We start from the raw sequence: 24,134 nt of genomic DNA, 5'->3' as shown, positions 1-24,134 counted from the left end.
GACTTCCCGGCGCACCTCGAGGCTCGGACATGTGCCGAACTGTGCTGACTTTACCCAAGGGGATGCGGGGGCGCACCCGTACGGGCTGGGGGGTGCCCCGGCATGAGCACCGGGACACCCCCCTCTCGGCCTCGCTGGGCCCTTGCTCAGTCCTCGCTGGAGGAGGACGGCAGCTTGGACTGGATGAGCGTCATGACCGTGGAGTCGGTCAGCGTGGTGACGTCCCCGAGCTGACGGTTCTCCGCGACGTCCCGCAGCAGCCGGCGCATGATCTTGCCGGAGCGGGTCTTGGGCAGCTCCGCGACCGGCAGCACGCGCTTGGGCTTGGCGATCGGGCCGAGCGTGGCGCCGACGTGGTCGCGCAGTTCGGCCACCAGCTTCTCGTCCTCGGCGGCCGAGCCGCGCAGGATGACGAACGCGACGATGGCCTGCCCGGTCGTCTCGTCGGCGGCGCCCACGACGGCCGCCTCGGCGACGGACGGGTGCGACACCAGCGCCGACTCCACCTCCGTGGTGGAGATGTTGTGGCCCGACACCAGCATCACGTCGTCCACCCGGCCGAGGAGCCAGATGTCCCCGTCGTCGTCCTTCTTCGCGCCGTCGCCGGCGAAGTACTTGCCCTCGAAACGCGACCAGTAGGTGTCCAGGAAGCGCTGGTCGTCACCCCAGATGGTGCGCAGCATCGACGGCCACGGCTCGGTGAGGACCAGGTAGCCGCCGCCCCCGTTCGGCACCTCGTTCGCCTCGTCGTCGACGACGGTCGCGCTGATGCCGGGCAGCGCCCGCTGCGCGGAGCCGGGCTTGGTCTCGGTGACGCCCGGCAGCGGCGAGATCATCATCGCGCCGGTCTCGGTCTGCCACCAGGTGTCCACGACCGGGGTGCGGTCGGCGCCGATGTTCTTGCGGTACCAGACCCACGCCTCGGGGTTGATCGGCTCGCCCACCGAACCGAGCACCCGGAGCGAGGTCAGGTCGAACTGGGCGGGGATGTCGTCGCCCCACTTCATGAACGTCCGGATCGCCGTCGGCGCGGTGTACAGGATCGAGACCCTGTACTTCTCGACGATCTCCCAGAACCGGCCCTGGTGCGGGGTGTCCGGGGTGCCCTCGTACATCACCTGCGTCGCGCCGTTGGCCAGCGGGCCGTAGACGATGTAGGAGTGCCCGGTGACCCAGCCGACGTCGGCCGTGCACCAGTAGACGTCCGTCTCCGGCTTGAGGTCGAACACGGCCCAGTGGGTGTAGGCCGTCTGGGTGAGGTAGCCGCCCGACGTGTGCAGGATGCCCTTCGGCTTACCCGTGGTGCCGGAGGTGTAGAGGATGAACAGCGGGTGCTCCGCGTCGAACGCCTCCGGGGTGTGCTCGGCCGACTGGCGCCCGACCAGCTCGTCCCACCACACGTCCCGCCCGGCGTCGAACGCCACGTCCTGCCCGGTACGGCGGACCACCAGCACATGCTCGACGGTGCCGGCCTTGGCGACCGCGTCGTCCACGGCGGGCTTGAGCGCGGACGGCTGGCCGCGGCGGTAGCCGCCGTCGGCGGTGATGACGACCTTGGCGTCCGCGTCCTTGATGCGGGTGGCCAGCGCGTCCGCCGAGAAGCCGCCGAAGACGACCGAGTGCGCGGCGCCGATGCGGGCCGAGGCCAGCATGGCGATCGCGGTCTCGGGGATCATCGGCATGTAGATGGCGATCCGGTCGCCCTTGCGGACACCCAGCTCCAGCAGGGCGTTGGCCGCCTTGGAGACCTCGTCCTTCAGCTCGGCGTAGGTGATGGAGCGGCTGTCGCCCGGCTCGCCCTCGAAGTGGATGGCGACCCGGTCGCCGTTCCCGGCCTCCACATGCCGGTCCACGCAGTTGTAGGCGACGTTCAGCTCGCCGTCCTCGAACCACTTGGCGAACGGCGGGTTCGACCAGTTGAGCGTCTTCGTCGGCTCCTTGGCCCAGCTCAGCCTGCGGGCCTGCTCGGCCCAGAAGCCGAGCCGGTCGGCCGCGGCCTGTTCGTACGCCTCGGCCGTGACGTTGGCGCTCGCGGCCAGACCGGCCGGCGGCGCGAAGCGTCGCTCCTCCTTAAGAAGGTTGGCCAGGCTCTCGTTGCTCACGACATCTCCCTTTCCCAGGGTGTCCGTTGTGTTCCGGGCCACACCTCATCAGACGTCGGGGCTGATGACAAGGGTGGACCGCAGAATTGGTTTAGACCTTTCTGCGGTCACGCGCGGGTGGCCGCTCAGAGCAAACTGCCCACCTCCGCCCCCTCTCGCACGTCCTCTCGCACGTCGTGGAACACCTCTGCGTCCACCTCGTCCCCGAGCAGGTACGCCCGCGCCTCGCCGACGTGGAAGTACATGCCGTGCAGCTCCAGCGATCCGGCCGCGAGGGCGCGCGCGACCGACTCGTGCGCCCGCAGATGCGCCAACTGCTGCACCACATTGGTCAGGCACAGCTCCTCCGCCGCGTCGGCCACCGGCCGCGTGGCGAGCCGGGGCCGCTCCGGGCGCCCGTCGGCCATCCGCTCCAGGCTCGGCAGCCCGTACCGCAGCCACCGGCGCAGCGGGGTCGTAGCGGCACCGGGCTCGGCGGTCAGCAGGGCCTGCATCGCCCCGCACCCGGAGTGCCCGCACACGGTGATCGACCTGACCCCGAGCACGTCCACCGCGTACTCGATGGCGGCGGCCACCGAGTCGTCGGAGTGCTCCTGGCCGGGCGGCGGCACCAGGTTTCCGACGTTGCGGACCACGAACAGGTCACCGGGGCCACTGGCGGTGATCATCGACGTGACGAGCCGGGAGTCGGCACAGGTGAGGAAGAGCTGCGAGGGCCGCTGCCCCTCTCTGGCCAGCCGGGCCAGCTCCTCCCGCACAAGCGGGGCGGTGTTCCGCTGGAACGAGCTGATGCCACGGGCGAGTTCATGGGTGTCGGAGTGGGGACGGGAGTCGCCGGGGCGGTCGCCCGCACCCTTCCCCGCGTCCTTCCGCGCGGCCGCCACCGGCATGTCGCACCGGTGATTCCGCCACGGTGTCCAGGGCCGGCACCGGCAGACGGTGGAGGACGGGGTGCCCGCGCTCCGTACTCCGGTACGGCGGTCCTTCAGCTCGGCGGAGCCGCCCCGCGCGGTGTGGGAGCTCTGCCAGTCCTGGAGCGACTCGTACGCCGCGTGGTCCATGAACGAACCGTCCAGCTCCACCACGGCACGGGCGCCGTGGGGCACGCGGTGCAGTGCTCTGCTGAGCCGGGGCACGGCGAGGAACGTCAACTGGCCGCGTACATGGACGTGATGGACTCCCTCCTTCTCCTCGTGCGTGATGCGGGTGTGGGTGAGGCGGTGCAGGGCGAGGGCGACGGCCACGGCGATTCCGAGGAGGACGCCCTGAAGGACACCGAGGCACACCACGCCGAGGGTGGTCGCGGCGTACACCGGCACTTCACGGTGGCGGGTCACCGTGCGGATGTGGTTCAGGGACACCATCTGGATGCCGACGGCCATCACCAGGGCGGCGAGCGAGGCGAGCGGGATCTGCTCCAGGAGCGGAACCATCAGCAGGGCGGCGATCACCACGAGCACGCCGTGCAGCATCGTGGAGTTCCGGCTCACGGCACCTGAGTTCACGTTCGCCGTGCTCCGCACCGCCACCCCGGCGACCGGCAGCCCGCCGAGCGCGCCGGAGACGATGTTCGCCGCGCCCTGACCGAGCAGCTCGCGGTCGAGGTCGGAGCGCCCGACGTGGACCGGACCGGTCCGGCCGGCCGCCAGCTTGTCCACGGCCACCGCGCCCAGCAGCGACTGCACGCTGCACACCAGCGTGGTGGTGAGCACGGCGGCGACGATGCCGAGCGTCGGCCCCTCGGGCAGTCCGGCCAGGGCGTGGCTGCGCCAGGACGGGAGATCGACGCGGGGCAGGGTGAGCCCGGCGAGCGCCGCCGTCACGGTGGCCCCGATGACGGCGACCAGCGCGGCGGGGACCTTGCGCAGCAGGCTGCCCGCGGGGTCCGGGATGCGGGGCCAGGCCAGCAGCAGGGTCAGGGTCAGCACGCTCATCACCAGGGCCGCCGGGTCGAGACGGGCCAGCTGGGCGGGGAGCGACCTCAGGTTGGTGAGGACGGAGCTGTCCGGTCTGCCGCCGAGCACGATGTGCAGCTGGGCGACGGCGATGGTGACGCCGATGCCCGCGAGCATGCCGTGCACGACCGCCGGGCTGACGGCCAGCGCGCCGCGCGCCACCCGCAGACAGCCCAGGCCGAGCTGGGCGAGTCCGGCGAGGACGGTGATGCCGCAGGTCGCCCGCCAGCCGTACTGGTGGATGAGGTCGGCGGTGACCACGGTCAGACCGGCGGCGGGCCCGCTGACCTGCAACGGGCAGCCGCCGATCCGTCCGGCGACGATCCCGCCGACCGCCGCGGCGACCAGCCCCGCCTGGAGCGGGGCGCCGGTGGCGAGGGCGATGCCCAGGGAGAGCGGCAGGGCGATGAGGAAGACGGCGATGGACGCGGAGACGTCGGCGCTCTCGACGCGGAAACGGCGGCGCCGGGGCGGTGGGGTGGTGTGGGGTGGGGAGTGCTCGGTGCGAGGTGGTGCGCAGGCTGACATGTTCCCGTCTCCTCCGGGGCAGCGCGGTCGCGGACTGGGGGTTCCCGCCCGGGGCGGGGGGTTCGGTCGCGGCCGTGGGTCACGGCGTACAGCGGCGGGATGATTCAACGCTCGGTAAACGAACCGTAATCCAGAGTAAAGGCTGGGCATATCTTTTCGAAGCAAATGGCACATATGTGCACCCGGCCGAGTGAAGCGGGCATTTCGTCGGCTTGTCGTACTACTTCCTTCTCGACCCCATGCGACTTTGACGGCGCCGCCGGGAGGAATCCGGCGCATCACCAGAAAACGCCCTCATCGGCGTTCGCCTGAGAGTTCGCCCGAGAGAAGGAAGAAGGTGGGCGGAACATGGCCGCCACCCAGAGGATCGCCGTCTGTGCCATGGTCGCCGCTGCCGGTGCCGCGTCCCTCGCCGGTTGCGCCACCGGCTCCGACGGGTCGGGGGAAGGCGCGCCCGGCCCGCAGAAAGGCGCCCCGGCTCCCAAGAGCGTCGTCCGGCTGATCGGCGACGGGTCCACCGCGTACACCGGCGCGCAGCCGCACCTGCCCCGGCCCGAGAAGCTGAAGCCCGGTCAGAAGCCGCCGCAGTTCGTGGTGTTCTCCTGGGACGGCGCCGGTGAGGACAGCCAGAAGCTGTTCTCGCACTTCCGCAAGGTCGCCAAGGACAACCGCGCGAACATGACGTTCTTCCTCAGCGGTGTGTACATGCTGCCGGAGGAGAAGCGCGACCTGTACAAGCCGCCGCAGCACTCGCCGGGCCGCTCCGACATCGGCTTCAACGACGAGCAGGGCATCTCCGACACCGCCAAGCAGGCGCGCCTGGCCTGGCTCGAGGGCAACGAGATCGGCACCCACTTCAACGGCCACTTCTGCGGCCCCGAGGGCGGGGTCGGCCAGTGGTCGGTGGCGGAGTGGAAGAGCGAGATCAGCCAGGCCAAGGAGTTCGTGAAGACCTGGAAGACCAATTCGGGCCTGAAGAAGTCGTCGCCGCTGCCCTTCGACTACGACAAGGAACTCATCGGCGCCCGCACCCCCTGCCTGGAAGGGCAGAAGAACTTCATCAAGGCGGCGAGCCAGATGGGCTTCCGCTATGACTCCAGCGGCGTCAACAACCAGGTGTGGCCGAAGAAGAGGGAAGGTCTCTGGGACCTGTCCATGCAGCTGGTCCCCTTCCCCGGCCACACCTTCGAGCAGCTGACCATGGACTACAACTTCATGGTCAACCAGTCCGGCACCCGTACCCAGGGCGACCCCGACAAGTTCGCCACCTGGGGCGACGAGATGCGCGACGGCCTGCTGAAGGGCTTCGACCGCGCCTACGACGGCAACCGCGCACCCCTGATCATCGGCAACCACTTCGAGTCCTGGAACGGCGGCACCTACATGCGCGCCATCGAGGACGTCGTCAAGACCGTGTGCAACAAGCCCGACGTCCGCTGTGTCTCGTTCCGCGAGCTGACCGACTGGCTGGACGCCCAGGACCCGCAGACCCTGGCCAAGCTGCGCACCCTCGAGGTGGGCGAGACGCCCAAGCAGGGCTGGGCGTCCCTGCTCTCCGGCCGCCCGGCCCCGGCGCCGAAGGGCGTCCCCGGAGCGCCGGCCGCCAAGCAGTAGGAATCAGGCGGGGGTCGCCACACTCTCGCCGAGCACGAACCCGGGGTCGATCTGCGCCGCCAGGTCGGCCCCGGTGCGCTCATTGCCCCACGACTGGGCGTTGCGCAGATGGAAGTGGACCATCTGGCGGGTGTACCGCTCCCAGTCACGCAGCTCGTACGTCGCGTCGGCGGCGGCCCGGAGCGCTGCCAGCGCGCGGGCGTTGCCGTCCTCCAGGAGGCCGAAGCGCGGCGGGCGCCCCTTCTCCATGGCGCGCACCCAGTCCGAGTGCCCGACCGTCACCAGCAGATCGTCCCCGACCTCCGCGCGCAGGAAATCGACGTCGTCCGGCCCCTGGACCTTGTTGCCGACGACCTTGAGCGTGACGCCGAAGTCGCGGGCGTACTCCTTGTACTGGCGGTAGACGGAGACTCCCTTCCGGGTCGGCTCGGCGACGAGGAACGTCATGTCGAAGCGGGTGAACATGCCGGAAGCGAAGGAGTCCGAGCCGGCGGTCATGTCGACCACCACGTACTCGCCGGGGCCGTCGACGAGGTGGTTCAGGAACAGCTCCACCGCTCCGGTCTTGGAGTGGTAGCAGGCGACCCCCAGATCGGCGTCGGTGAAGGGGCCGGTGACCATCAGAGGGACGGTGCCGCCGTCGAGTTCCACGGGACGCGCGCAGGCGTCGTGGATCGCGTCGGGCTCGCCGATCCGGACCAGCCGCGAACCCGTGCCGGGCGGAGTGGTCTTGATCATCGTCTCGGCCGAGGCGATCCGCGGGTTGGAGCCGCGCAGATGGTCCTTGATCAGCGGCAGCCGGTCGCCCATGGCGGGCAGCGCCGCCGCTTCGGCCTCGTCGAGCCCGAGGGCCGGCCCGAGGTGCTGGTTGATGTCGGCGTCGATGGCGACCACCGGGGCTCCGGCGGCCGCGAGATGGCGGATGAAGAGGGAAGAGAGCGTGGTCTTGCCGCTGCCGCCCTTCCCGACGAAAGCAATTTTCATGTTCACGAAGCGTAGTGATCGAGTAGCTGTGTGTGCCAGGAAGTAGGGGAAGGTCACTCCTTCGAGGGGTGTGGCGGCCGAAGAAGGGGTGCCGGTCAACCGGTGGGGCGGACGCGTAGGGTCGACCTCATGAGTACGACAGGAGCGACCGCAGATCCTCCCCCAAGCTCTCGAACGAGCTCGAACAGGGGGGACCCCCTTGCGGCCCTGGGCTCGCTGCCCGGCGTGGCCGACTCCGTGGAATCCGTGCGCAAGGCCGTGGACCGGGTCTACGGGCACCGGATCATGCGCCGCCGCAGTAACGCCATCACCTCCGAGGCGGCCCTGCGCGGCGCCCGCGGCTCGGCGGCGCTGTCCGGCGCCGACTGGGCCCTGGAGGAGGTGCGGCGACGCACCGACTTCAGCACCGGCGCCGAGGCGCAGGTCATGGGCGCTGCCCTCCGGCTCACCGCCGAGGCCGGGCAACTGCTGTCCATCTGGCGGCAGTCCCCGCTGCGGGTGCTGGCCCGGCTGCACATGGTGGCCGCCGCGAGCGACGGCGACGAGGTCGGCCGCCCGCGCCGCGCGGGCGAACTCGCCGACGAACCCCTCATCGAGCTGCCCCTGCCGGACGCCCCGGAGGTCTCCGGACGCCTGGACGGCCTCGCGGAGCTGATCATCACCGGGTCCTCCGCGCCCGCGCTGGTGACGGCCGCCGTGGTGCACGGCGAACTCCTCGCGCTGCGCCCCTTCACCTCCCACAACGGGCTGGTGGCGCGCACGGCCGAGCGGATCGTCCTGATCGGCAGCGGTCTGGACCCGAAGTCGGTGTGCCCGGCCGAGGTGGGCCACGCGGATCTGGGCCGCGCCTCCTACCTCGCCGCGCTCGACGGATACGTCTCCGGCACCCCCGCGGGCATGGCGGCCTGGATCGCCCACTGCGGCCGGGCGGTGGAGCTGGGGGCGCGCGAGTCGACGGCGGTGTGCGAGGCGCTCCAGCGCGGAGCGGCCTGACCGGTCATACGAAAGGCCCCCTCGGAAGAAGGCCCGGACAGGGTTGCGGCGGTACGAGTTCTCGTACCGCCGCTGGCATGTTCACCTGGTTACCAAGCGTCCTCGATATGTTGCTCATCAGGTCGGGGTCTTTGCCCGGCCCTGGTGTAGCAGGCCCGTAATCGACGGTCCGACGTCGCGTGGGTGCCCTGTGTTCATGCGAGGTCTTCGGGGCCGCATGCGTAGTAGTAGGGAATCCTCTCGGATGTCCTTGGTCCCGCAGGCCGTTGATTCCTTTGTACTGCAACTGCGGAGCAAGCGGAACCCCTGCCCACACTTCTTTACTTTTACCTTCAAACGGGGGTGAATCGGGCAGGGGTGAACCGGTCAGGCGCTCGTGCCCCGGCGTTTGCTGGCGTACCAGACGAGGCCGGCGGTCGCGGCCGCCGCGCCCAGGGCCGCTACCGCGACGACCGCCGGGCTGGGCGCGGACAGCGCGGGCAGGCGCTGCTTGAGCCGGACCGGCTTGCGGAACTCGAGGACCTGCCAGCCGCGGGAGACGGCCTCCCGGCGCAGCGCGCGGTCGGGGTTCACCGCGTGCGGGTGACCGACGGCCTGGAGCATCGGCAGATCGGTGACCGAGTCGCTGTAGGCGTAGCTCCGGTCGAGGTCGTACCCCTCGGAGGCGGCCAGCTCCCGGATCGCCTCGGCCTTGGTGGGGCCGTAGGCGTAGTACTCCACCTCGCCGGTGAAGCAGCCGTCCTCGCCGACCACCAGACGGGTGGCCACCACCCGGTCGGCGCCGAGCAGCTCGCCGATCGGCTCCACCACCTCGGCGCCGGACGTGGACACGATCACGACGTCACGGCCTGCCGTGTGGTGCTCCTCGATCAGGGAGGCGGCCTCGTCGTAGATGATCGGGTCGATCAGGTCGTGCAGGGTCTCGGCCACGATCTCTCTGACCTGCCGCACGTTCCAGCCCCGGCAGAGCGCGGAGAGGTACTCCCGCATGCGCTCCATCTGGTCATGGTCCATACCGCCGACCAGGAAGACGAACTGGGCATATGCGGTGCGCAAGGCCGCCCTGCGGTTGATCAGACCGCCTTGGTAGAAGGACTTGCTGAAGGTGAGTGTGCTGGACTTCGCAATGACCGTCTTGTCCAGGTCGAAGAAGGCCGCTGCGCGGGGCAAGGAGTGGTTTTCCACATCCCTGAGCATAGGCGCCCACCATTCGGCGTAAGGTGTGGCGTGTGGGTTTGCCTGAGAGGCCTCTCGGGTACACCATGGAAGTCACGGATCGTTCGCGACCGTGCTAACCCCGGTCCGACTCCTCCCCCCCCGAGTTGGACCGTGGGGACGACCCCCGCTCTCCCCCCCGGCGGGGGTCGTCGCATGTCCGGACGCGTTTTCCTCCTCCTTCGGCCGGCGTGAGACCGGTACCGGGCGGCTGCGGCCGCCCTTTCGTCATGCCCACGATTGATTACGTACGGTAATCATCAGAGTGCGCTCAGGAACTCGTACACAGTCAGTACGGGTGTCACCGGTATGGGTGACGAAGTTATTCACAGACGCTCCGTCGTCCACAGATTTCGACCAAGATCCACACGATTTCGCGGATCGCCGCATCGTGATTCCAGCGCTCCTGATCCAGGCCCGTTCATGGCCGGATCGCATTGCCGAGCGCGTATGGCCGGTTCCTATCGGCCGTTCATATGGAGGCCGTTACGGGTTCTCCACATCTTCGGGAATTGCGTGGCCGAGAGGGCGGCGCGGAAGCGCAGTGAAGGGGGAACACCATGACCGGAACCGTCGCGCACGATCCACCACCGGCCACGGCCGGACGACCGGGACGGCCGCTCATCGTCACCGAGGACGCGGCACTCCTCGACGATCTGCTGCGCCTGTGCGCGGCGGCCGGCGCCACACCGGAGGTCCACCACGGCGTCCCGGACCACGGCGGGGGATGGGACGGCGCGCCCCTCGTCCTGGTCGGAGACGACGCCGCCCGCCGGGTGCGCGGCGCCGCCCGGCGGCGCGGAGTGGTCCTGGTCGGCCGTGACCAGGACGACCCGGACGTGTGGAAACGCGCGGTCGGGATCGGCGCCGACCATGTGCTGATGCTGCCCGACGGCGAGCAGTGGCTGATCGACCGCATCGCCGACGTGGCCGAGGGCGTCGGCCGCCCCGCCCTCACGGTCGGCGTCATCGGCGGCCGGGGCGGCGCCGGAGCCTCCACCCTCGCCTGTGCCCTCGCCGTCACCTCCGCCCACCAGGGCCTTCGCACCCTGCTGGTGGACGCCGACCCCCTGGGCGGCGGACTCGACGTGCTCCTCGGCGGCGAGAGTGCGGAAGGACTGCGCTGGCCGGCCTTCGCCGCCTCGCGCGGCCGGGTCGGCGGCGGCGCCCTGGAGGAGTCGCTGCCCGAACTGCACGCGCTGCGCGTGCTCAGCTGGGACCGGGGCGACTGCGTGGCCGTGCCGCCCCAGGCCGTGCGCGCGGTGCTCGCCGCTGCCCGGCGGCGAGGCGGCACGGTGGTCGTCGACCTCCCGCGCCGCCTGGACGACGGCGTCGCGGAAGCCCTCGCCCAGCTCGACATGGCGGTGCTCGTCGTACCGGCGGAGCTGCGCGCCCTGGCTGCGGCCGGCCGGGTCGCGTCCGCCATGGGCATGGTCGTGCGGGACCTGCGGGTCGCGGTCAGGGGGCCGTACGCGCCGGGCCTCGACGAGGACGAGGTCGCCCGGCTGCTCGGGTTGCCGCTGATCGGCACCGTGCCCGTCGAGCCCGCGCTGCTGCGGCCCCGCAGCACGGCCAGACCGCCCGGCGCGGCCGGACGCGGCCCGCTGTCCCGGTTCTGCACCGCCTTCTGGGAGCAGGCGCTGGCCGAGGCGGGAGGCCCCCGATGACGCTTCCCGGACTCGACCGGGCCGACGGCGCGGCCCTCCTCGACGGCGTCCGGCGCAGGCTCGCCGAGAGCGGCGCCGAACCCACCCCCGCGCGCGTCGCGCAGGCCCTGCGCGAACAGGGCCGGGTGCTGGGCGACGCCGAGGTGCTCGGCGCTGCGGAACACCTGCGCTCCGAACTCGTCGGCTCCGGCCCGCTGGAGCCGCTGCTGGCCGACCCGAGCGTCACCGACGTGCTGGTCACCGCGCCGGACCGGGTGTGGGTGGACCGGGGCGGCGGCCTGGAGCTGACCCGGGTCACCTTCCCGGACGCCCCGGCGGTGCGACGGCTCGCGCAGCGGCTGGCCGCCGTCGCCGGACGCCGCCTGGACGACGCGCGGCCCTGGGCGGACGCCCGCCTCCCCGACGGGACCCGGCTGCACGCGGTGCTGCCCCCGGTGGCGGTCGGCTGCACCTGCCTGTCCCTGCGCGTGGTGCGGCCGCGCGCGTTCACCCTCGGCGAGCTGGCCCGCGCGGGCACGCTCCCGCCCGGCGGTGAGGGGCTGCTGCGGGCGCTGGTCGGGGCCCGGCTGTCCTTCCTCGTCAGCGGCGGAACCGGCAGCGGCAAGACGACGTTGCTGAGCGCGCTGCTCGGGCTGGTCGGGCCCGGTGAACGGATCGTGCTGGCCGAGGACTCGGCCGAGCTGCGGCCTGACCACCCGCATGTCGTCCGGCTTGAGACGCGGCCCGCCAACCAGGAGGGCGCCGGTCTGGTCACGTTGGAGGACCTGGTCCGGCAGGCCCTGCGGATGCGGCCCGACCGGCTGGTCGTCGGGGAGGTGCGCGGCCCCGAGGTGGTGCATCTGCTGGCCGCGCTCAACACCGGCCACGAGGGCGGCTGCGGCACCGTGCACGCCAACGCGGCCGCCGACGTACCGGCCCGGCTGGAGGCACTGGGGACGGCGGCCGGGCTCGACCGGGCCGCGCTGCACAGCCAGTTGGCGGCGGCGCTGTCGGTGGTGATCCACCTGGTGCGGGACCGCGCCGGGCGACGCCGGATCGCGGAGGTGCACGTGCTGGAGCGGGACAACTCGGGGCTGGTGCGGACGGTGCCGGCCCTGCGCTGGGGCGAACGGGCCTTTGTGCCGGAGCGCGGCTGGGAGCGGCTGCGGGCGCTGCTGGACGGGGCCGGGAGCGAGAGGGGCGGTGGCAGCGATGGGTGACGTCGGCATGGGAGAGACGGTGATGGGCGCGGGGCTGGCCTGCGCCGGTGGCGTGGCCTGGCTGCTGAACGCACGGCACCAGGGGGTACGGCGGGCGAGGCTGCTGTTCGCGGGCGACGGAGTGGTGGACACCGGGCCGGCGCCCTGGGAACGGGTCCTTGGTGAACTGCGGCGGCTGCACGACCGGGTGGGCGCCGAGTGGTGGTCGCTCGTGGCGGGGCTGGTACTGGCGTTGGCCGGGGCCTCGGTCATCCCGGTGGTCGCGGGGGCCGTCGGGGTGCCGGTGCTGCGCCGGATGGCGAAGGCCCGGCGGGCCCGGCTGGTGAGGGAGCGCCGGGCGGACGCGGTGATCGCCCTGTGCGGGGTGCTCGCCGGGGAGGTCCGTGCCGGGCAGCAACCGGGCGAGGCGCTGTTGCGGGCGGAGCGGGACTCCGGGGGCCTGGGCGAGGCGCAGGCGGCCGTGATCGCGGCGGCCCGGTTCGGCGGTGATGTGCCGGGGGCGCTCGCCATGGCGGCCCGGCAACCGGGCGCCGAGGGACTGCTGGGGCTGGCCGCCTGCTGGCGGGTCGCGGTGGACCAGGGCGCGGGGCTGGCCGCCGGTCTCGGTCGGCTGGACGGGGCCCTGCGCGCGGAGCGGGATCAACGTGCCGATCTGATCGCCCAGTTGTCCGGTGCTCGGGCCACGGCCCTGCTGCTGGCGGTGCTGCCCCTGCTCGGGCTGCTCCTCGGCGGGGCCATGGGTGCGGACCCGCTGCGGGTGCTCCTGCACACGGGGGCTGGGCTGGGCTGTCTGGTGGCGGGGGCGCTGTTCGAGGGCGCCGGGGTGTGGTGGGCGGCCCGGATCGTGCGGGGAGCTGAGGCGGCATGAGCGGCGATGTCGTCCACAGCCTGGGGGTGGCCCTGGCGGTGGCCGTCGCTCTGGGCTCGGCGGTCCGGTGGCTGGAGCCGGCTCGGCAGCGGCGCCTGGCGCGGAAGCGGGTGGCGGGGCTGCTGGCCATGGAGCCACCCGGTGCCGGCCGCTCCATCGCGGTCCCGGCCATGGTCAGGCGGTGGCTGCCGGTGGCAGGGGTGGGGTGCGGGGCGTGGGCGGTGGTCGGTGGGGCCGTCGGGGCACTGGTGGGGATCGTGGCCGTCGTGGGGCTGTGGCGGTGGCAGGAGCACCGGGCGGTGGCCCGGCCGGCGGCAGGGGCGGACACGGCCGCGGCGGCCGGTCAACTCCCGCTCGCCGCCGAGCTGCTGGCCGCCTGCATCGAGTCCGGTGCGAGTCCGGTCCTCGCCGCCCAGGCGGTGGGGGAGGCGCTGGGCGGTCCGGTCGGTGAGGCGCTGGCGCGGGGCGCGGCGGAAGCCCGGCTCGGTGGCGAGCCGGCGGATGCCTGGGCGCGGTTGACGGCGCTGCCCGGCGCCGGGTCGCTGGCCCGGCTGCTGGAGCGGGCCGACCGTTCCGGGCTCCCCGCGGCGGACCCCGTGGCCCGGCTCGCCTCGGACGCGCGGGCGGAGTCGATACGGGCGGCCACGGTCCGGGCCCGCCGGGCGGCCGTGCTGATCTCCGCACCGGTCGGGCTGTGCTTCCTCCCCGCCTTCATCGCGGTCGGCGTCCTGCCCGTGGTGATCGGCCTCGCGGGCGGCGCGCTGGGAGGAGGTGGGCCCTGACGGAGTGGACCGACGAGGCGGACTGACGCGAACGAAATCGACAACCAAGCTGGAAAGAAAGGAACTTGAGATGCGTGAGAAGGCGGGCAGGGCGTGGGCGCTGCTGCGGGAACGCTGCCGCAAGGACGCCGGAATGGTGACCTCCGAGTACGCGATGGGGATCATCGCGGCGGTCGGGTTCGCGTTGCTGCTCTATGAGGTCGTCACCAGCGGCCAGGTCAAGGCGGAACTCCAGGGCATCGTGAAACGAGCGCTCAGTGCGCGGATGTGAACGGGGCACGGACCGGGGGTTCGTGACGGCGGAGGCGGCCGTGGTGCTGTCGGTGCTGGTGGCGTTCACCATGGCGCTGGTCTGGGGGCTGCTCGCCGTGGCCGCCCAGATCCAGTGCGTGGACGCCGCCCGCACCGGAGCGCGGGCCGCCGCCCGCCAGGACCCGCCCGACGAGGTGGTGCGGCTGGCCCGCGAGGCGGCACCGAGCGGGGCGACGGTCGGCGTCGCCCGCGAGGGCGAGCGGGTGCGCGTGACGGTGGTGGCGAGGTCCCCGGTGCTGACGGGGCTGCCGTTCGAAGTGCGGGAGGAGGCCGTGGCCGCCGCGGAGGAGGCGGTGGGAGCCGGGGAGGAGGGCCATGAGGTGCCGGAACAGTGATCGGGGGTCTGCCACCGTCTGGAGTCTCGGGGTCATCGCGCTGCTGTGTGTGGTGTTCGGTGCGGTGCTCGGTCTGGGGCATGCCGTCGTCGTCCGGCACCGGGCGGCGGGCGCGGCCGACCTGGCGGCGCTCGCGGCGGCGGACCACTGGGCCGAGGGCACGGAGGCTGCCTGCGCCGCGGGGCGCCGGGTGGCGTCGGCCCAGGGCGCGCGGCTGGTGCGGTGCGCGATCGTCGGCGAGACCTCGGACGTGAGCGCGGGCTCGGGACACGGGCCGTTCGCGGCGGAGGTGCGGGCCAGAGCGGGACCACCGGACCCCGCATCGCCGGCCCTGGCCCCTAGCCCGGCTCCTCGGACGCCCCCGCATCCGCCGCGTCGGCCCCCGGTCCCGACTCCTCCGGCGCCCCCCGCAACAGCGTCGTGAGGAGCCGCACCGCTCCCCGCTTGTGCAGTGGCTCGTTGCCGTTGCCGCACTTGGGGGACTGGACGCAGGAGGGGCAGCCGGCCTCGCACTCGCAGGAGGCGATGGCCTCGCGGGTGGCCGTCAGCCAGGAGCGGGCGGTGTGGAAGGCACGCTCGGCGAAGCCCGCCCCGCCGGGGTGGCCGTCGTAGACGAAGACCGTGGGGAGCAGCGTGTCCGGGTGCAGCGGTACCGAGACCCCGCCGATGTCCCAGCGGTCGCAGGTGGCGAAGAGGGGCAGCATGCCGATCGAGGCGTGTTCGGCGGCGTGCAGGGCGCCGCCGAGGATCTCGGGGTTGATCCGGGCCTCGTCGAGCTGGTCCTCGGTGACCGTCCACCACACCGCGCGGGTGCGGAGCGTACGCGGAGGGAGATCGAGTTTCGTCTCGCCCATCACCTCACCGGTGATCAGGCGTCTGCGCAGGAAGGAGACCACTTGGTTGGTGACCTCGACCGAGCCGAGGCACAGACGGCCGGAGCCCCACGGGATCTCGGTGTCCGTCTCCAGGACGGCGATGGACGTGGTGTCGCGGGCGGCGGTCGAATACGGCGGGTCGGCCCGTTCGACCAGGGCGACGGAGTCCTTCAGGTCGAGCGAGCGCACCAGGTAGGTGCGGCCCTGGTGGAGGTGGACCGCGCCCTCGTGGACGGCGGAGTGCGCGGCCTCCGCGTCGACCGTGCCGAGCAGGCGCCCGGTGCCCTCCTCGACGATCTGCACCGGAGGCCCGCCGGTGCCCCGGATGTCGGTCAGGTCGGCGGCGCGTTCCCGGCGCGTCCAGTGCCAGGCCCGTGTGCGGCGGCGCAGCAGCTTCGCGGCCTCCAGCTGGGTCAGCACATCGGCGCTGACCGGACCGAAGAGTTCGAGGTCGGCCTCGGTCAGCGGGATCTCGGCGGCGGCGGCGCACAGATGCGGGGCGAGGACGTAGGGGTTGTCCGGGTCGAGGACCGTGGACTCCACCGGGCGGTCGAACAGGGCCTCCGGGTGGTGGACGAGATAGGTGTCCAGCGGGTCGTCGCGGGCCACCAGGACCGCCAGGGCGCCCTGCCCGGAGCGTCCGGCGCGGCCCGCCTGCTGCCACAGGGAGGCGCGGGTGCCCGGATACCCGGCGATCACCACCGCGTCCAGGCCGGAGACGTCCACGCCCAGCTCCAGGGCGGTCGTGGCGGCGAGGCCGAGGAGTTCGCCGGAGTGCAGGGCGCGTTCCAGGGCGCGGCGTTCCTCGGGGAGGTAGCCGCCGCGATAGGCGGCGACACGCCGGACCAGGGAGCGGTCGACCTCGGCGAGCCGTTCCTGCGCGATGACCGAGATCAGTTCGGCACCGCGCCGGGAGCGGACGAAGGCGACCGAGCGCACGCCCTGCACGGTGAGGTCGGTCAGCAGGTCGGCGGTCTCGGCGGTGGCGGTGCGGCGCACCGGGGCGCCCTTCTCGCCGTGCAGTTCGGTGAGCGGGGGCTCCCAGAGGGCGAAGACGAGTTCCCCGCGCGGGGAGGCGTCGTCGGCGACCTCGACCACCGGCAGCCCGGTCAGCCGGCGGGCGGCCACGGAGGGCTCGGCGGCCGTGGCGGAGGCCAGCAGGAAGACGGGCGACGCGCCGTAGCGGGCGCACAGTCTGCGCAGGCGGCGCAGCACCTGGGCGACATGCGAGCCGAACACGCCCCGGTAGGTGTGGCACTCGTCGATGACGACGTACTTGAGCGATTTCAGGAAGGAGGCCCAGCGGGCGTGGGAGGGCAGGATGCCCCGGTGCAGCATGTCCGGGTTGGTCAGCACGTAGTTGGCGTACTGCCGGACCCACTCGCGTTCCTCGAACGGGGTGTCGCCGTCGTAGACCGCGGGGCGCACCGCGTTGCCCAGCGGTGCGGCGAGTTCCCGCACCGCCCGGCACTGGTCGGCGGCCAGGGCCTTGGTGGGGGAGAGGTACAGGGCGGTGGCGCCGCGCCCGTTCGGTGCCTCGGAGCCGTCCAGCAGGGCGGACAGCACCGGCATCAGATAGGCGAGGGACTTGCCGGAGGCGGTGCCGGTGGCGACGACCACCGAGTCGCCGTCCAGGGCGTGCTCGGCGGCGAGCGCCTGGTGGGCCCAGGGGTGCTCGATCCCCCGAGCCTGGACCGCCGCGATCACCTCGGAGCGAATCCGGTCCGGCCAGACGGCATGGCGGCCCGCCCGCGGGGGCAAGTGCTCCGTATGAGTGATGCGCGCGGACCTGCTCGGACCGGAGGCGAGCCGGTGCAGAACCGCCTCCGGAGACGGGCGGGACGCCGGGTCCGGCTGGGGGTGATCGGGTCGGTGATTCTTGGCCATCGGCACCGAGTGTGTCACCGGCTTGACGGACAATGGAGCCAAGGCGTCGTGCACACCTGCCGGTAAGTGATTGAATGCCATCGCGGCTGGCGATGTGTTCCAAGGGCCGTAAGCCGGGATGTCCCGAGGGATGACCGCTCGATAGCAAGGTGCTGGAGGATTCGTGGACCTGTCCCTGTCGACCCGTACCGTCGGCGATCGTACGGTCGTCGAGGTCGGTGGCGAAATCGATGTGTACACCGCGCCCAAGCTGCGCGAGCAGTTGGTCGAGCTGGTGAACGACGGCAATTTCCATCTTGTCGTCGACATGGAGGGCGTGGACTTCCTCGACTCCACCGGGCTCGGCGTGCTGGTCGGCGGCCTGAAGCGGGTGCGTGCCCATGAGGGCTCGCTCCGCCTGGTCTGCAACCAGGAGCGCATTCTGAAGATTTTCCGTATCACCGGCCTCACCAAGGTGTTCCCGATCCACACCTCGGTCGAGGAAGCGGTGGCGGCCACCGACTGATCAGGGTCGTTCGCCGGGTCCGGGCCGTCTGTGCGGTCCGGACGCCGGTGGGCCCCGCCTCGGTCCCGTAGCGGTCCGGGGCGCACACAAGTTTCATCGTGGGCGTGCGGTCTTTCGGCGGCCCCGGCCCCGCACCGCACACCCGTAGTACGCGAGGGGGATGCATGGCCACCGTCGAACTCCGCTTCAGCGCGCTGCCCGAGCACGTCCGGACCGCCCGTCTGGTGGCGGCCGCGGTGGCGCGCAGGGCCGGAGTGGACGAGGCCGTACTCGACGAGGTCCGCCTCGCCGTCGGTGAGGCGTGTTCCCGCGCGGTCGGGCTCCACCAGAGCGTCGGCATCACCGCGCCGGTGAAGGTGGCGCTGATCGAGGAGGAGAAGCTGTTCTCCATCGAGGTCGGCGACGAAGCCCCGCACGCCGTGCCCGCCGAGCGGGTGGCCGGAGGCGCCGCCGCCGACGCGGACGTGGAGGCCGAGGAGGACGAGATGGGCCTCGCGGTCATCAGCGGCCTCGTGGACGACGTCGAGGTCACCACCGGCGAGAACGGCGGACTGATCCGCATGTCCTGGCCGACCGTCCCGCCGCCGACCGTACTGATCTGACCCGCGCGCAGCGCGCGACCCATGACTGACGAGGGGCCCTGTACCGCAGGGCCCCTCGTGCTGTTTCGGCCACTTTCGGCCGAGTCGCCCACGGCCCGGAATCCGTGAAGGAATTCACGACCGGAAACCCCGCAGGTCGCGTGCGAACCCGCGACCGTAAATGCCTCAGGGGTATTACTCCGTCCGGGTTCCGTGCTCTGGTCCTCCACTCGATCGTTTGCTAAAGGGTAAGTGGCGGGCAATTCTGTTTACCGTGCCCGGTCGGGATCACGATCGAGTAGCTACAAGTCCGTCCACATCTTGAGCTCAGCCCAAGCGTCAAGGAGGACGAATGGCGGGGCTATCCATCCCTGGTCAGGCGGGTCACTCCGCATCCCTCGCGGCCGTGGTCCTGACCGACGGCAACCGTGTCCTCGTCGCCGTGATCGCGGCGGTCGCCCTGGCCGCGCTGGTGGTCGCGGGCGTCCTGGTGCGCCAGGTGCTGTCGGCGGGCGAGGGCACCGAACGCATGCGGGAGATCGCGGAAGCGGTCCAGGAAGGCGCGAAGGCTTATCTGGCCCGGCAGTTGCGCACACTCGGCGTATTCGCCGTCGTCGTGTTCTTCCTGCTTCTGCTGCTCCCCGCGGACGACTGGAATCAGCGGGCCGGACGCTCGGTGTTCTTCCTGATCGGCGCGGTGTTCTCGGCGGCCACCGGCTATATCGGCATGTGGCTCGCCGTACGCAGCAATGTGCGCGTCGCCGCCGCCGCGCGGGAGGCGACTCCGGGTGAGGGTGAACCCGAAAAGGATCTCACCGTCGTCTCGCACAAGGCGATGAAGATCGCATTTCGCACGGGCGGCGTCGTCGGCATGTTCACCGTGGGCCTCGGACTGCTCGGCGCCTCCTGCGTGGTGCTGGTCTACGCGGCCGACGCGCCCAAGGTGCTGGAGGGATTCGGCCTGGGCGCCGCGCTGATCGCCATGTTCATGCGAGTGGGCGGCGGCATCTTCACCAAGGCCGCCGATGTCGGCGCCGACCTGGTCGGCAAGGTCGAGCAGGGCATCCCGGAGGACGACCCGCGCAATGCCGCGACCATCGCGGACAACGTGGGCGACAACGTCGGCGACTGCGCGGGCATGGCGGCCGACCTCTTCGAGTCCTACGCCGTCACCCTGGTGGCCGCGCTGATCCTCGGCAAGACCGCCTTCGGCGACGCCGGGCTCGCCTTCCCGCTGCTGGTGCCGGCCATCGGCGTGCTCACCGCGATGATCGGCATCTTCGCGGTCGCCCCGCGCCGCGCCGACCGCAGCGGTATGAGCGCCATCAACCGGGGCTTCTTCGTCTCCGCCGTGATCTCCCTCGTGCTGGTCGCCGTCGCCGTCTACCTCTATCTGCCCGGCCGCTACTCCGAGCTGGACGGTGTGACCGACGCGGCGATCAGCGGCAAGGACGGCGACCCGAGGGTGCTGGCGCTGGTCGCCGTGGGCATCGGCATCCTGCTCGCCGCCGTCATCCAGCAGCTGACCGGCTACTTCACCGAGACCAGCCGCCGCCCGGTCCGCGACGTCGGGCGGACCTCGCTCACCGGCCCCGCCACCGTCGTCCTGTCCGGCATCTCGCTGGGCCTGGAGTCGGCCGTCTACACCGCGCTGCTGATCGGCCTCAGCGTGTACGGCGCGTTCCTGCTCGGCGGCACCTCGATCATGCTGGCGCTGTTCGCGGTGGCGCTCGCCGGGACCGGGCTGCTCACCACGGTCGGCGTGATCGTCGCCATGGACACCTTCGGCCCGGTCTCCGACAACGCACAGGGCATCGCCGAGATGTCCTCGGACGTGGAGGGCGCGGGCGCCCAGGTGCTCACCGACCTGGACGCGGTCGGCAACACCACCAAGGCCATCACCAAGGGCATCGCCATCGCCACCGCCGTGCTCGCGGCCGCGGCGCTCTTCGGCTCGTACCGGGACGCGATCACCACCGGCGTCGCGGACGTGGGGGAGCGGCTCACCGGCCCGGGCGCGCCGCTGACCCTGTCGATGGACATCTCCCAGCCCAACAACCTCGTCGGGCTCATCGCGGGCGCGGCCGTCGTCTTCCTCTTCTCCGGACTCGCCATCAGCGCCGTGTCGCGCTCCGCCGGTTCGGTGGTGTTCGAGGTGCGGCGGCAGTTCCGCGAGCGGCCGGGGATCATGGACTATACAGAGAAGCCCGAGTACGGCCGGGTCGTCGACATCTGCACCAGGGACGCCCTGCGCGAGCTGGCCACACCCGGACTGCTCGCCGTGATGGCGCCGATCTTCATCGGGTTCACCCTCGGCGTCGGCCCCCTCGGTGCCTTCCTCGCGGGCGCCATCGGCGCGGGCACGCTGATGGCGGTGTTCCTGGCCAACTCCGGCGGCGCCTGGGACAACGCCAAGAAACTGGTGGAGGACGGCCACCACGGCGGCAAGGGCAGCGACGCCCACGCGGCCACGGTGATCGGCGACACGGTCGGCGACCCCTTCAAGGACACCGCAGGACCGGCGATCAACCCGCTGCTGAAGGTGATGAACCTGGTCGCGCTGCTCATCGCGCCCGCCGTGATCAAGTTCTCCTACGGCGACCACGGCAGCATGCTCGTCCGCGTACTGGTCGCGGTGTTCGCGCTGCTGGTGATCGTCGTCGCGGTGTACGTGTCCAAGCGGCGCGGGATCGCGGTGGGGGACGAGGAGGCCGGCGAGGTCTCCAACTCCACGCCTCCGGCAGTGGTTCCGTAGGGCCGGCCCCGAGGCTCGGTCAACGGGCGGGCGGACGGCGCGTGCTGACGCGTCGCCGCCCGCTCACGCGTGTGTGGGCGTCCCTCGGCCGTGAGCCTTGTCTCGCATGGTGCGAAGCATCACAAAAATCTGCTTATAGGGCATCGGTCGTGTGGAGGGTCTCGGTCCGCCGTGTAGATTCCGGGGGCCGAGTGCCATGGAAGGGACCGATCCGGTGAACAAGAAACTCGCGGCCGCCCTGTCCGGCGGCGCGGTACTGATAACAGCGCTGACGGGATGCGGCAGCGACGGCGGCGGCCCCGACCCCAAGCTGGGTGTCTGGGCGAAGTCGGTGTGCGACGCGGTGCCCGCGCAGTACACCAAGATCAAGGCGGCCAACGCCGGGATCGCCAAGATCGCCAGTGACAGCGACCTCCCGCCCAAGACGGCTAAGGAGACGTACGCGCAGGCGTTCCAGGACATGTCCGACGGCTACAAGGCCATCGCCACCGCCATCAACGGCGCCGGCGCTCCCCCCGGAGTCGAGGGCGGGGCCAAGCGGCAGCAGGACGCGGTCACGAACCTCAACGGGCTGGCCACCTCCTACGCCAACCTGAAGAAGAAGGTCGACGGGCTCGACACCAAGGACCAGGGCAAGTTCGCCAAGGGCCTGCACGAGGTCGCCGACCAGACCAAGGAGATCGGCCGCCAGAGCAGCAGCGGCACCGAGGCGCTGAAGCGGCTGGAGCAGGGCGACGTCAAGGAGGCGATCGCCGAGCAGCAGAGCTGCAAGGTCTCCGCCTCGGCACCCGCCGCCAAGAGCTGACGGCACCCGCACGGACGGCTGACGGCGGCGGACCCGGGGCGGCGCGGCGCGGCGGGCCACAATGGGGTCGTGACTGACTCCGGCTCCGCCCCCCTGCCCGCCACCGACCGGCCCGAAGCGGCCGCCCGTCTGCGCGACGCCCTGCTGTCGGCCTCCTTCACCGCGGACGGCCTGCTCGATCTGCTCGGCGCGCCCGCGTACGCGGCGCTCGCCCGCAGCGAGACCGTGCCCGCCCTGCGCGCGACCCGCGGCGACACGCCGCTGGAGGCGCTGGTGCGGCTGTTCCTGCTCCAGCAACCGGTGCCGCGCGCCCGCCTGACGGACGTACTGCCGGTCCAGGACGCGGTGGACGCCGGATGGCTCGCGCCCGTGGGCGGCGACGAGCTGGCCGCCACCGTCGACGTGCGCCCCTACGGCGGGCCCGACGGCGAGGACTGGTTCATCGTGTCCGACCTCGGCTGCGCGGTCGGCGGGGCGGGCGGCATCGGCAGCCGGGACGAGGGCGTGGTCCTCGGCGTCGGCGGCGCCTCCACCACGCTCGCCGGCATCACCGTGCGCACCCCCGTCGGCGCCGCGCTCGACCTGGGCACCGGCTCCGGCATCCAGGCGCTGCACGCCGCCCAGCACGCGACCAGGGTCACCGCCACCGACCTCAACCCGCGCGCCCTGCACATCACCGCGCTCACCCTCGCCCTCTCCGGCGCACCCGCCGCCGCCCTGCGCGAGGGCTCGCTGTTCGAACCGGTCCGGGACGACGAGACGTTCGACCTGGTCGTGTCCAACCCGCCCTTCGTCATCTCGCCCGGCGCCCGGCTCATCTACCGCGACGGCGGGATGAGCGGGGACGATCTGTGCCGCTCGCTCGTTCAGCAGGCGGGGGACCGGCTGAACGAGGGCGGGTTCGCGCAGTTCCTCGCCAACTGGCAGCACGTGGAAGGGGAGGACTGGGAGGACCGGGTGCGCTCCTGGGTGCCGCGCGGGTGCGACGCGTGGATCGTGCAGCGCGAGGTCCAGGACATCACGCAGTACGCCGAGCTGTGGCTCAGGGACGCCGGGGACCACCGCGAGGACCAGGTGGAGTACCAGTCGCGGTACGACGCGTGGCTGGACGAGTTCGAGGCGCGCAAGGTGAAGGCGGTCGGCTTCGGCTGGATCACCCTGCGCCGCACCGGCGCGGCCGAGCCCTCCATCACGGTGGAGGAGTGGCCGCACCCGGTCGAGCAGCCTCTCGGGGACACCATCCGGGACCACTTCGACCGCGTCGACCACCTGCGCGCGCACGACGACGCGGCCTTGCTGGAGGGCCACTTCAGGCTCGCCGCCGAGGTCGTGCAGGAGCAGGTCGGGCTGCCCGGTGCCGAGGACCCCGAGCATGTGGTGCTCCGTCAGCACCGGGGCATGCGCCGGGCGACGAAGGTGGACACCATCGGCGCGGGCTTCGCGGGCGTGTGCGACGGCTCGCTGAGCGCGGGCGTCATCCTGGACGCCATCGCCCAGCTGGTCGGCGAGGACCCCGTGGTGCTGCGGGACCGCACGCCCGCGCAGATCCGGCTGCTGGTGGAGCAGGGCTTCCTGGAACCGGTGGGCTGAGCCGCCGGGCGCGGGGTACGGCGGCTGATCCGACTGTCGTACCCGGCGTACCCGAGCCGGTGGACGCGCGGGCCGGATCATCGTCGTATGCCGGGGGCACGGGCCGGTGCCGTGAATCGGCCGGAAAACGACGTGTGCCGCCCGCCCGGCCGTGAAGGCGGCGTCGCCCGGCCCCGTCCGTTCACCCCGGCGTCGCCCCGCCGTTCTCCTGGCGTGGCAGCCTCCCCGCGCTGGATCGGAGCGGACCGCGCCGAGGGCGCGGGAGGGGCGGACGGATCATGGAAAGTGTGCCGGCGGTGTTCGCGGGAGCGGTGTTCGCGCTGTTCGGAGGGGCTCTGATGGTGTGGACCGGGGTGCGGGTGCGCCGCGCCGAACCGGTCGCCGTCGGTGTGAGCCGGGTCGCATCGGCGGTGCTCGCGGGGGCCGCCGCCGTCGTCTCGCTGGGGCTGGCCGCGTACTGCCTGACACGTCCCTGACCGCGCAGGCCGGGGCGGTGCGGCGGCGGGCGGAGCGAAGGGCTCCGGGCATGGGGTGAGCGCTCGGCGGGTACTCCGGGCGGCAGGAATGGCGGTAGTCGGGTTA

The 24,134-nt window shown here is 72.2% G+C and carries 20 protein-coding genes; 15 read left to right on the top strand and 5 right to left on the bottom strand.

Annotated elements, in window-relative coordinates; genetic code table 11:
- Positions 1-146: 146 nt before the first annotated feature.
- Positions 147-2,102, bottom strand: a complete 1,956-nt coding sequence (gene acs / locus ACIGA3_RS16605; RefSeq protein WP_399715711.1) for an acetate--CoA ligase — start codon at positions 2,100-2,102, stop codon at positions 147-149.
- 125 nt (positions 2,103-2,227) lie between these two features.
- Positions 2,228-4,585 (bottom strand): SulP family inorganic anion transporter, encoded by a 2,358-nt coding sequence (locus ACIGA3_RS16600; protein ID WP_399715709.1) that lies wholly within the window; start codon positions 4,583-4,585, stop codon positions 2,228-2,230.
- Positions 4,586-4,933: 348 nt separating this feature from the next.
- On the opposite strand from ACIGA3_RS16600, the gene ACIGA3_RS16595 reads away from it, so the two are divergent.
- A complete protein-coding gene (locus ACIGA3_RS16595; protein WP_399715706.1) occupies positions 4,934-6,199 on the top strand; it encodes a hypothetical protein in 1,266 nt (421 codons plus the stop codon).
- A gap of 3 nt (positions 6,200-6,202) precedes the next feature.
- On the opposite strand, the gene ACIGA3_RS16590 is transcribed toward ACIGA3_RS16595, so the two are convergent.
- A complete protein-coding gene (locus ACIGA3_RS16590; RefSeq protein WP_399715704.1) occupies positions 6,203-7,183 on the bottom strand; it encodes an ATP-binding protein in 981 nt (326 codons plus the stop codon).
- Between the two features lie 129 nt (positions 7,184-7,312).
- Here ACIGA3_RS16590 and ACIGA3_RS16585 point away from each other — a divergent pair, with 129 nt between their 5' ends.
- Positions 7,313-8,176 carry an oxidoreductase gene (locus tag ACIGA3_RS16585; protein WP_399715701.1) on the top strand — a complete coding sequence of 288 codons (864 nt, stop codon included), beginning with the start codon at positions 7,313-7,315 and terminating at the stop codon, positions 8,174-8,176.
- Positions 8,177-8,542: 366 nt separating this feature from the next.
- Here ACIGA3_RS16585 and ACIGA3_RS16580 read toward each other — a convergent pair whose 3' ends face one another.
- Positions 8,543-9,373, bottom strand: coding sequence for an HAD family hydrolase (locus ACIGA3_RS16580; protein ID WP_399715699.1), 831 nt, complete (start codon positions 9,371-9,373; stop codon positions 8,543-8,545).
- A 578-nt stretch (positions 9,374-9,951) separates the two neighbouring features.
- Here ACIGA3_RS16580 and ssd point away from each other — a divergent pair.
- From ssd to ACIGA3_RS16545, 7 genes are all read left to right on the top strand, one after another.
- Entirely contained in the window at positions 9,952-11,058 is a 1,107-nt protein-coding gene (gene ssd, locus ACIGA3_RS16575) for a septum site-determining protein Ssd (protein ID WP_399715696.1), read from the top strand.
- Positions 11,055-12,257 (top strand): TadA family conjugal transfer-associated ATPase, encoded by a 1,203-nt coding sequence (locus ACIGA3_RS16570; protein WP_399715693.1) that lies wholly within the window; start codon positions 11,055-11,057, stop codon positions 12,255-12,257. The genes ssd and ACIGA3_RS16570 overlap by 4 nt, the downstream gene beginning before the upstream one ends.
- Positions 12,250-13,125, top strand: coding sequence for a type II secretion system F family protein (locus ACIGA3_RS16565; protein ID WP_399716651.1), 876 nt, complete (start codon positions 12,250-12,252; stop codon positions 13,123-13,125). The genes ACIGA3_RS16570 and ACIGA3_RS16565 overlap by 8 nt, the downstream gene beginning before the upstream one ends.
- Positions 13,122-13,907 (top strand): type II secretion system F family protein, encoded by a 786-nt coding sequence (locus ACIGA3_RS16560; RefSeq protein WP_399715690.1) that lies wholly within the window; start codon positions 13,122-13,124, stop codon positions 13,905-13,907. Before ACIGA3_RS16565 ends, ACIGA3_RS16560 begins: the two co-directional genes overlap by 4 nt.
- 70 nt (positions 13,908-13,977) lie before the next feature.
- Complete coding sequence (locus tag ACIGA3_RS16555) at positions 13,978-14,178, top strand: DUF4244 domain-containing protein (protein WP_086690392.1); 201 nt, start codon at positions 13,978-13,980, stop codon at positions 14,176-14,178.
- Positions 14,179-14,200: 22 nt separating this feature from the next.
- Positions 14,201-14,554: a TadE family type IV pilus minor pilin gene (locus tag ACIGA3_RS16550; RefSeq protein ID WP_399715688.1), complete on the top strand. Its 354-nt coding sequence runs from the start codon at positions 14,201-14,203 to the stop codon at positions 14,552-14,554.
- Positions 14,535-14,978: an Rv3654c family TadE-like protein gene (locus tag ACIGA3_RS16545; protein ID WP_399715685.1), complete on the top strand. Its 444-nt coding sequence runs from the start codon at positions 14,535-14,537 to the stop codon at positions 14,976-14,978. The genes ACIGA3_RS16550 and ACIGA3_RS16545 overlap by 20 nt, the downstream gene beginning before the upstream one ends.
- On the opposite strand, the gene ACIGA3_RS16540 is transcribed toward ACIGA3_RS16545, so the two are convergent.
- Positions 14,893-17,397 (bottom strand): DEAD/DEAH box helicase, encoded by a 2,505-nt coding sequence (locus tag ACIGA3_RS16540; protein WP_399715682.1) that lies wholly within the window; start codon positions 17,395-17,397, stop codon positions 14,893-14,895. The two genes, ACIGA3_RS16545 and ACIGA3_RS16540, sit on opposite strands and share 86 nt — an antisense overlap.
- Positions 17,398-17,479: 82 nt before the next feature.
- Here ACIGA3_RS16540 and bldG point away from each other — a divergent pair, with 82 nt between their 5' ends.
- From bldG to ACIGA3_RS16510, 6 genes are all read left to right on the top strand, one after another.
- Positions 17,480-17,821, top strand: a complete 342-nt coding sequence (gene bldG, locus ACIGA3_RS16535; RefSeq protein ID WP_010986038.1) for an anti-sigma factor antagonist BldG — start codon at positions 17,480-17,482, stop codon at positions 17,819-17,821.
- A gap of 164 nt (positions 17,822-17,985) precedes the next feature.
- On the top strand, positions 17,986-18,423 hold the full coding sequence (locus ACIGA3_RS16530) for an ATP-binding protein (protein WP_130338270.1): 438 nt from the start codon (positions 17,986-17,988) through the stop codon (positions 18,421-18,423).
- A 331-nt stretch (positions 18,424-18,754) separates the two neighbouring features.
- Positions 18,755-21,157 carry a sodium-translocating pyrophosphatase gene (locus tag ACIGA3_RS16525; protein ID WP_399715679.1) on the top strand — a complete coding sequence of 801 codons (2,403 nt, stop codon included), beginning with the start codon at positions 18,755-18,757 and terminating at the stop codon, positions 21,155-21,157.
- A 214-nt stretch (positions 21,158-21,371) separates the two neighbouring features.
- The gene (locus ACIGA3_RS16520) at positions 21,372-21,962 is read left to right on the top strand and encodes a small secreted protein (protein WP_399715676.1); all 591 of its coding nucleotides are present in this window, start codon (positions 21,372-21,374) and stop codon (positions 21,960-21,962) included.
- A gap of 69 nt (positions 21,963-22,031) precedes the next feature.
- Positions 22,032-23,552 carry a methyltransferase gene (locus ACIGA3_RS16515; protein WP_399715674.1) on the top strand — a complete coding sequence of 507 codons (1,521 nt, stop codon included), beginning with the start codon at positions 22,032-22,034 and terminating at the stop codon, positions 23,550-23,552.
- Positions 23,553-23,830: 278 nt separating this feature from the next.
- Positions 23,831-24,028 carry a hypothetical protein gene (locus ACIGA3_RS16510; RefSeq protein WP_399715671.1) on the top strand — a complete coding sequence of 66 codons (198 nt, stop codon included), beginning with the start codon at positions 23,831-23,833 and terminating at the stop codon, positions 24,026-24,028.
- Positions 24,029-24,134 lie beyond the last annotated feature (106 nt).

Origin of the sequence: Streptomyces sp. NPDC085596 (genome assembly GCF_044541565.1) — a bacterium.
GTDB lineage: Bacteria > Actinomycetota > Actinomycetes > Streptomycetales > Streptomycetaceae > Streptomyces.
This window is presented reverse-complemented; position numbering and strand designations above follow the sequence as displayed.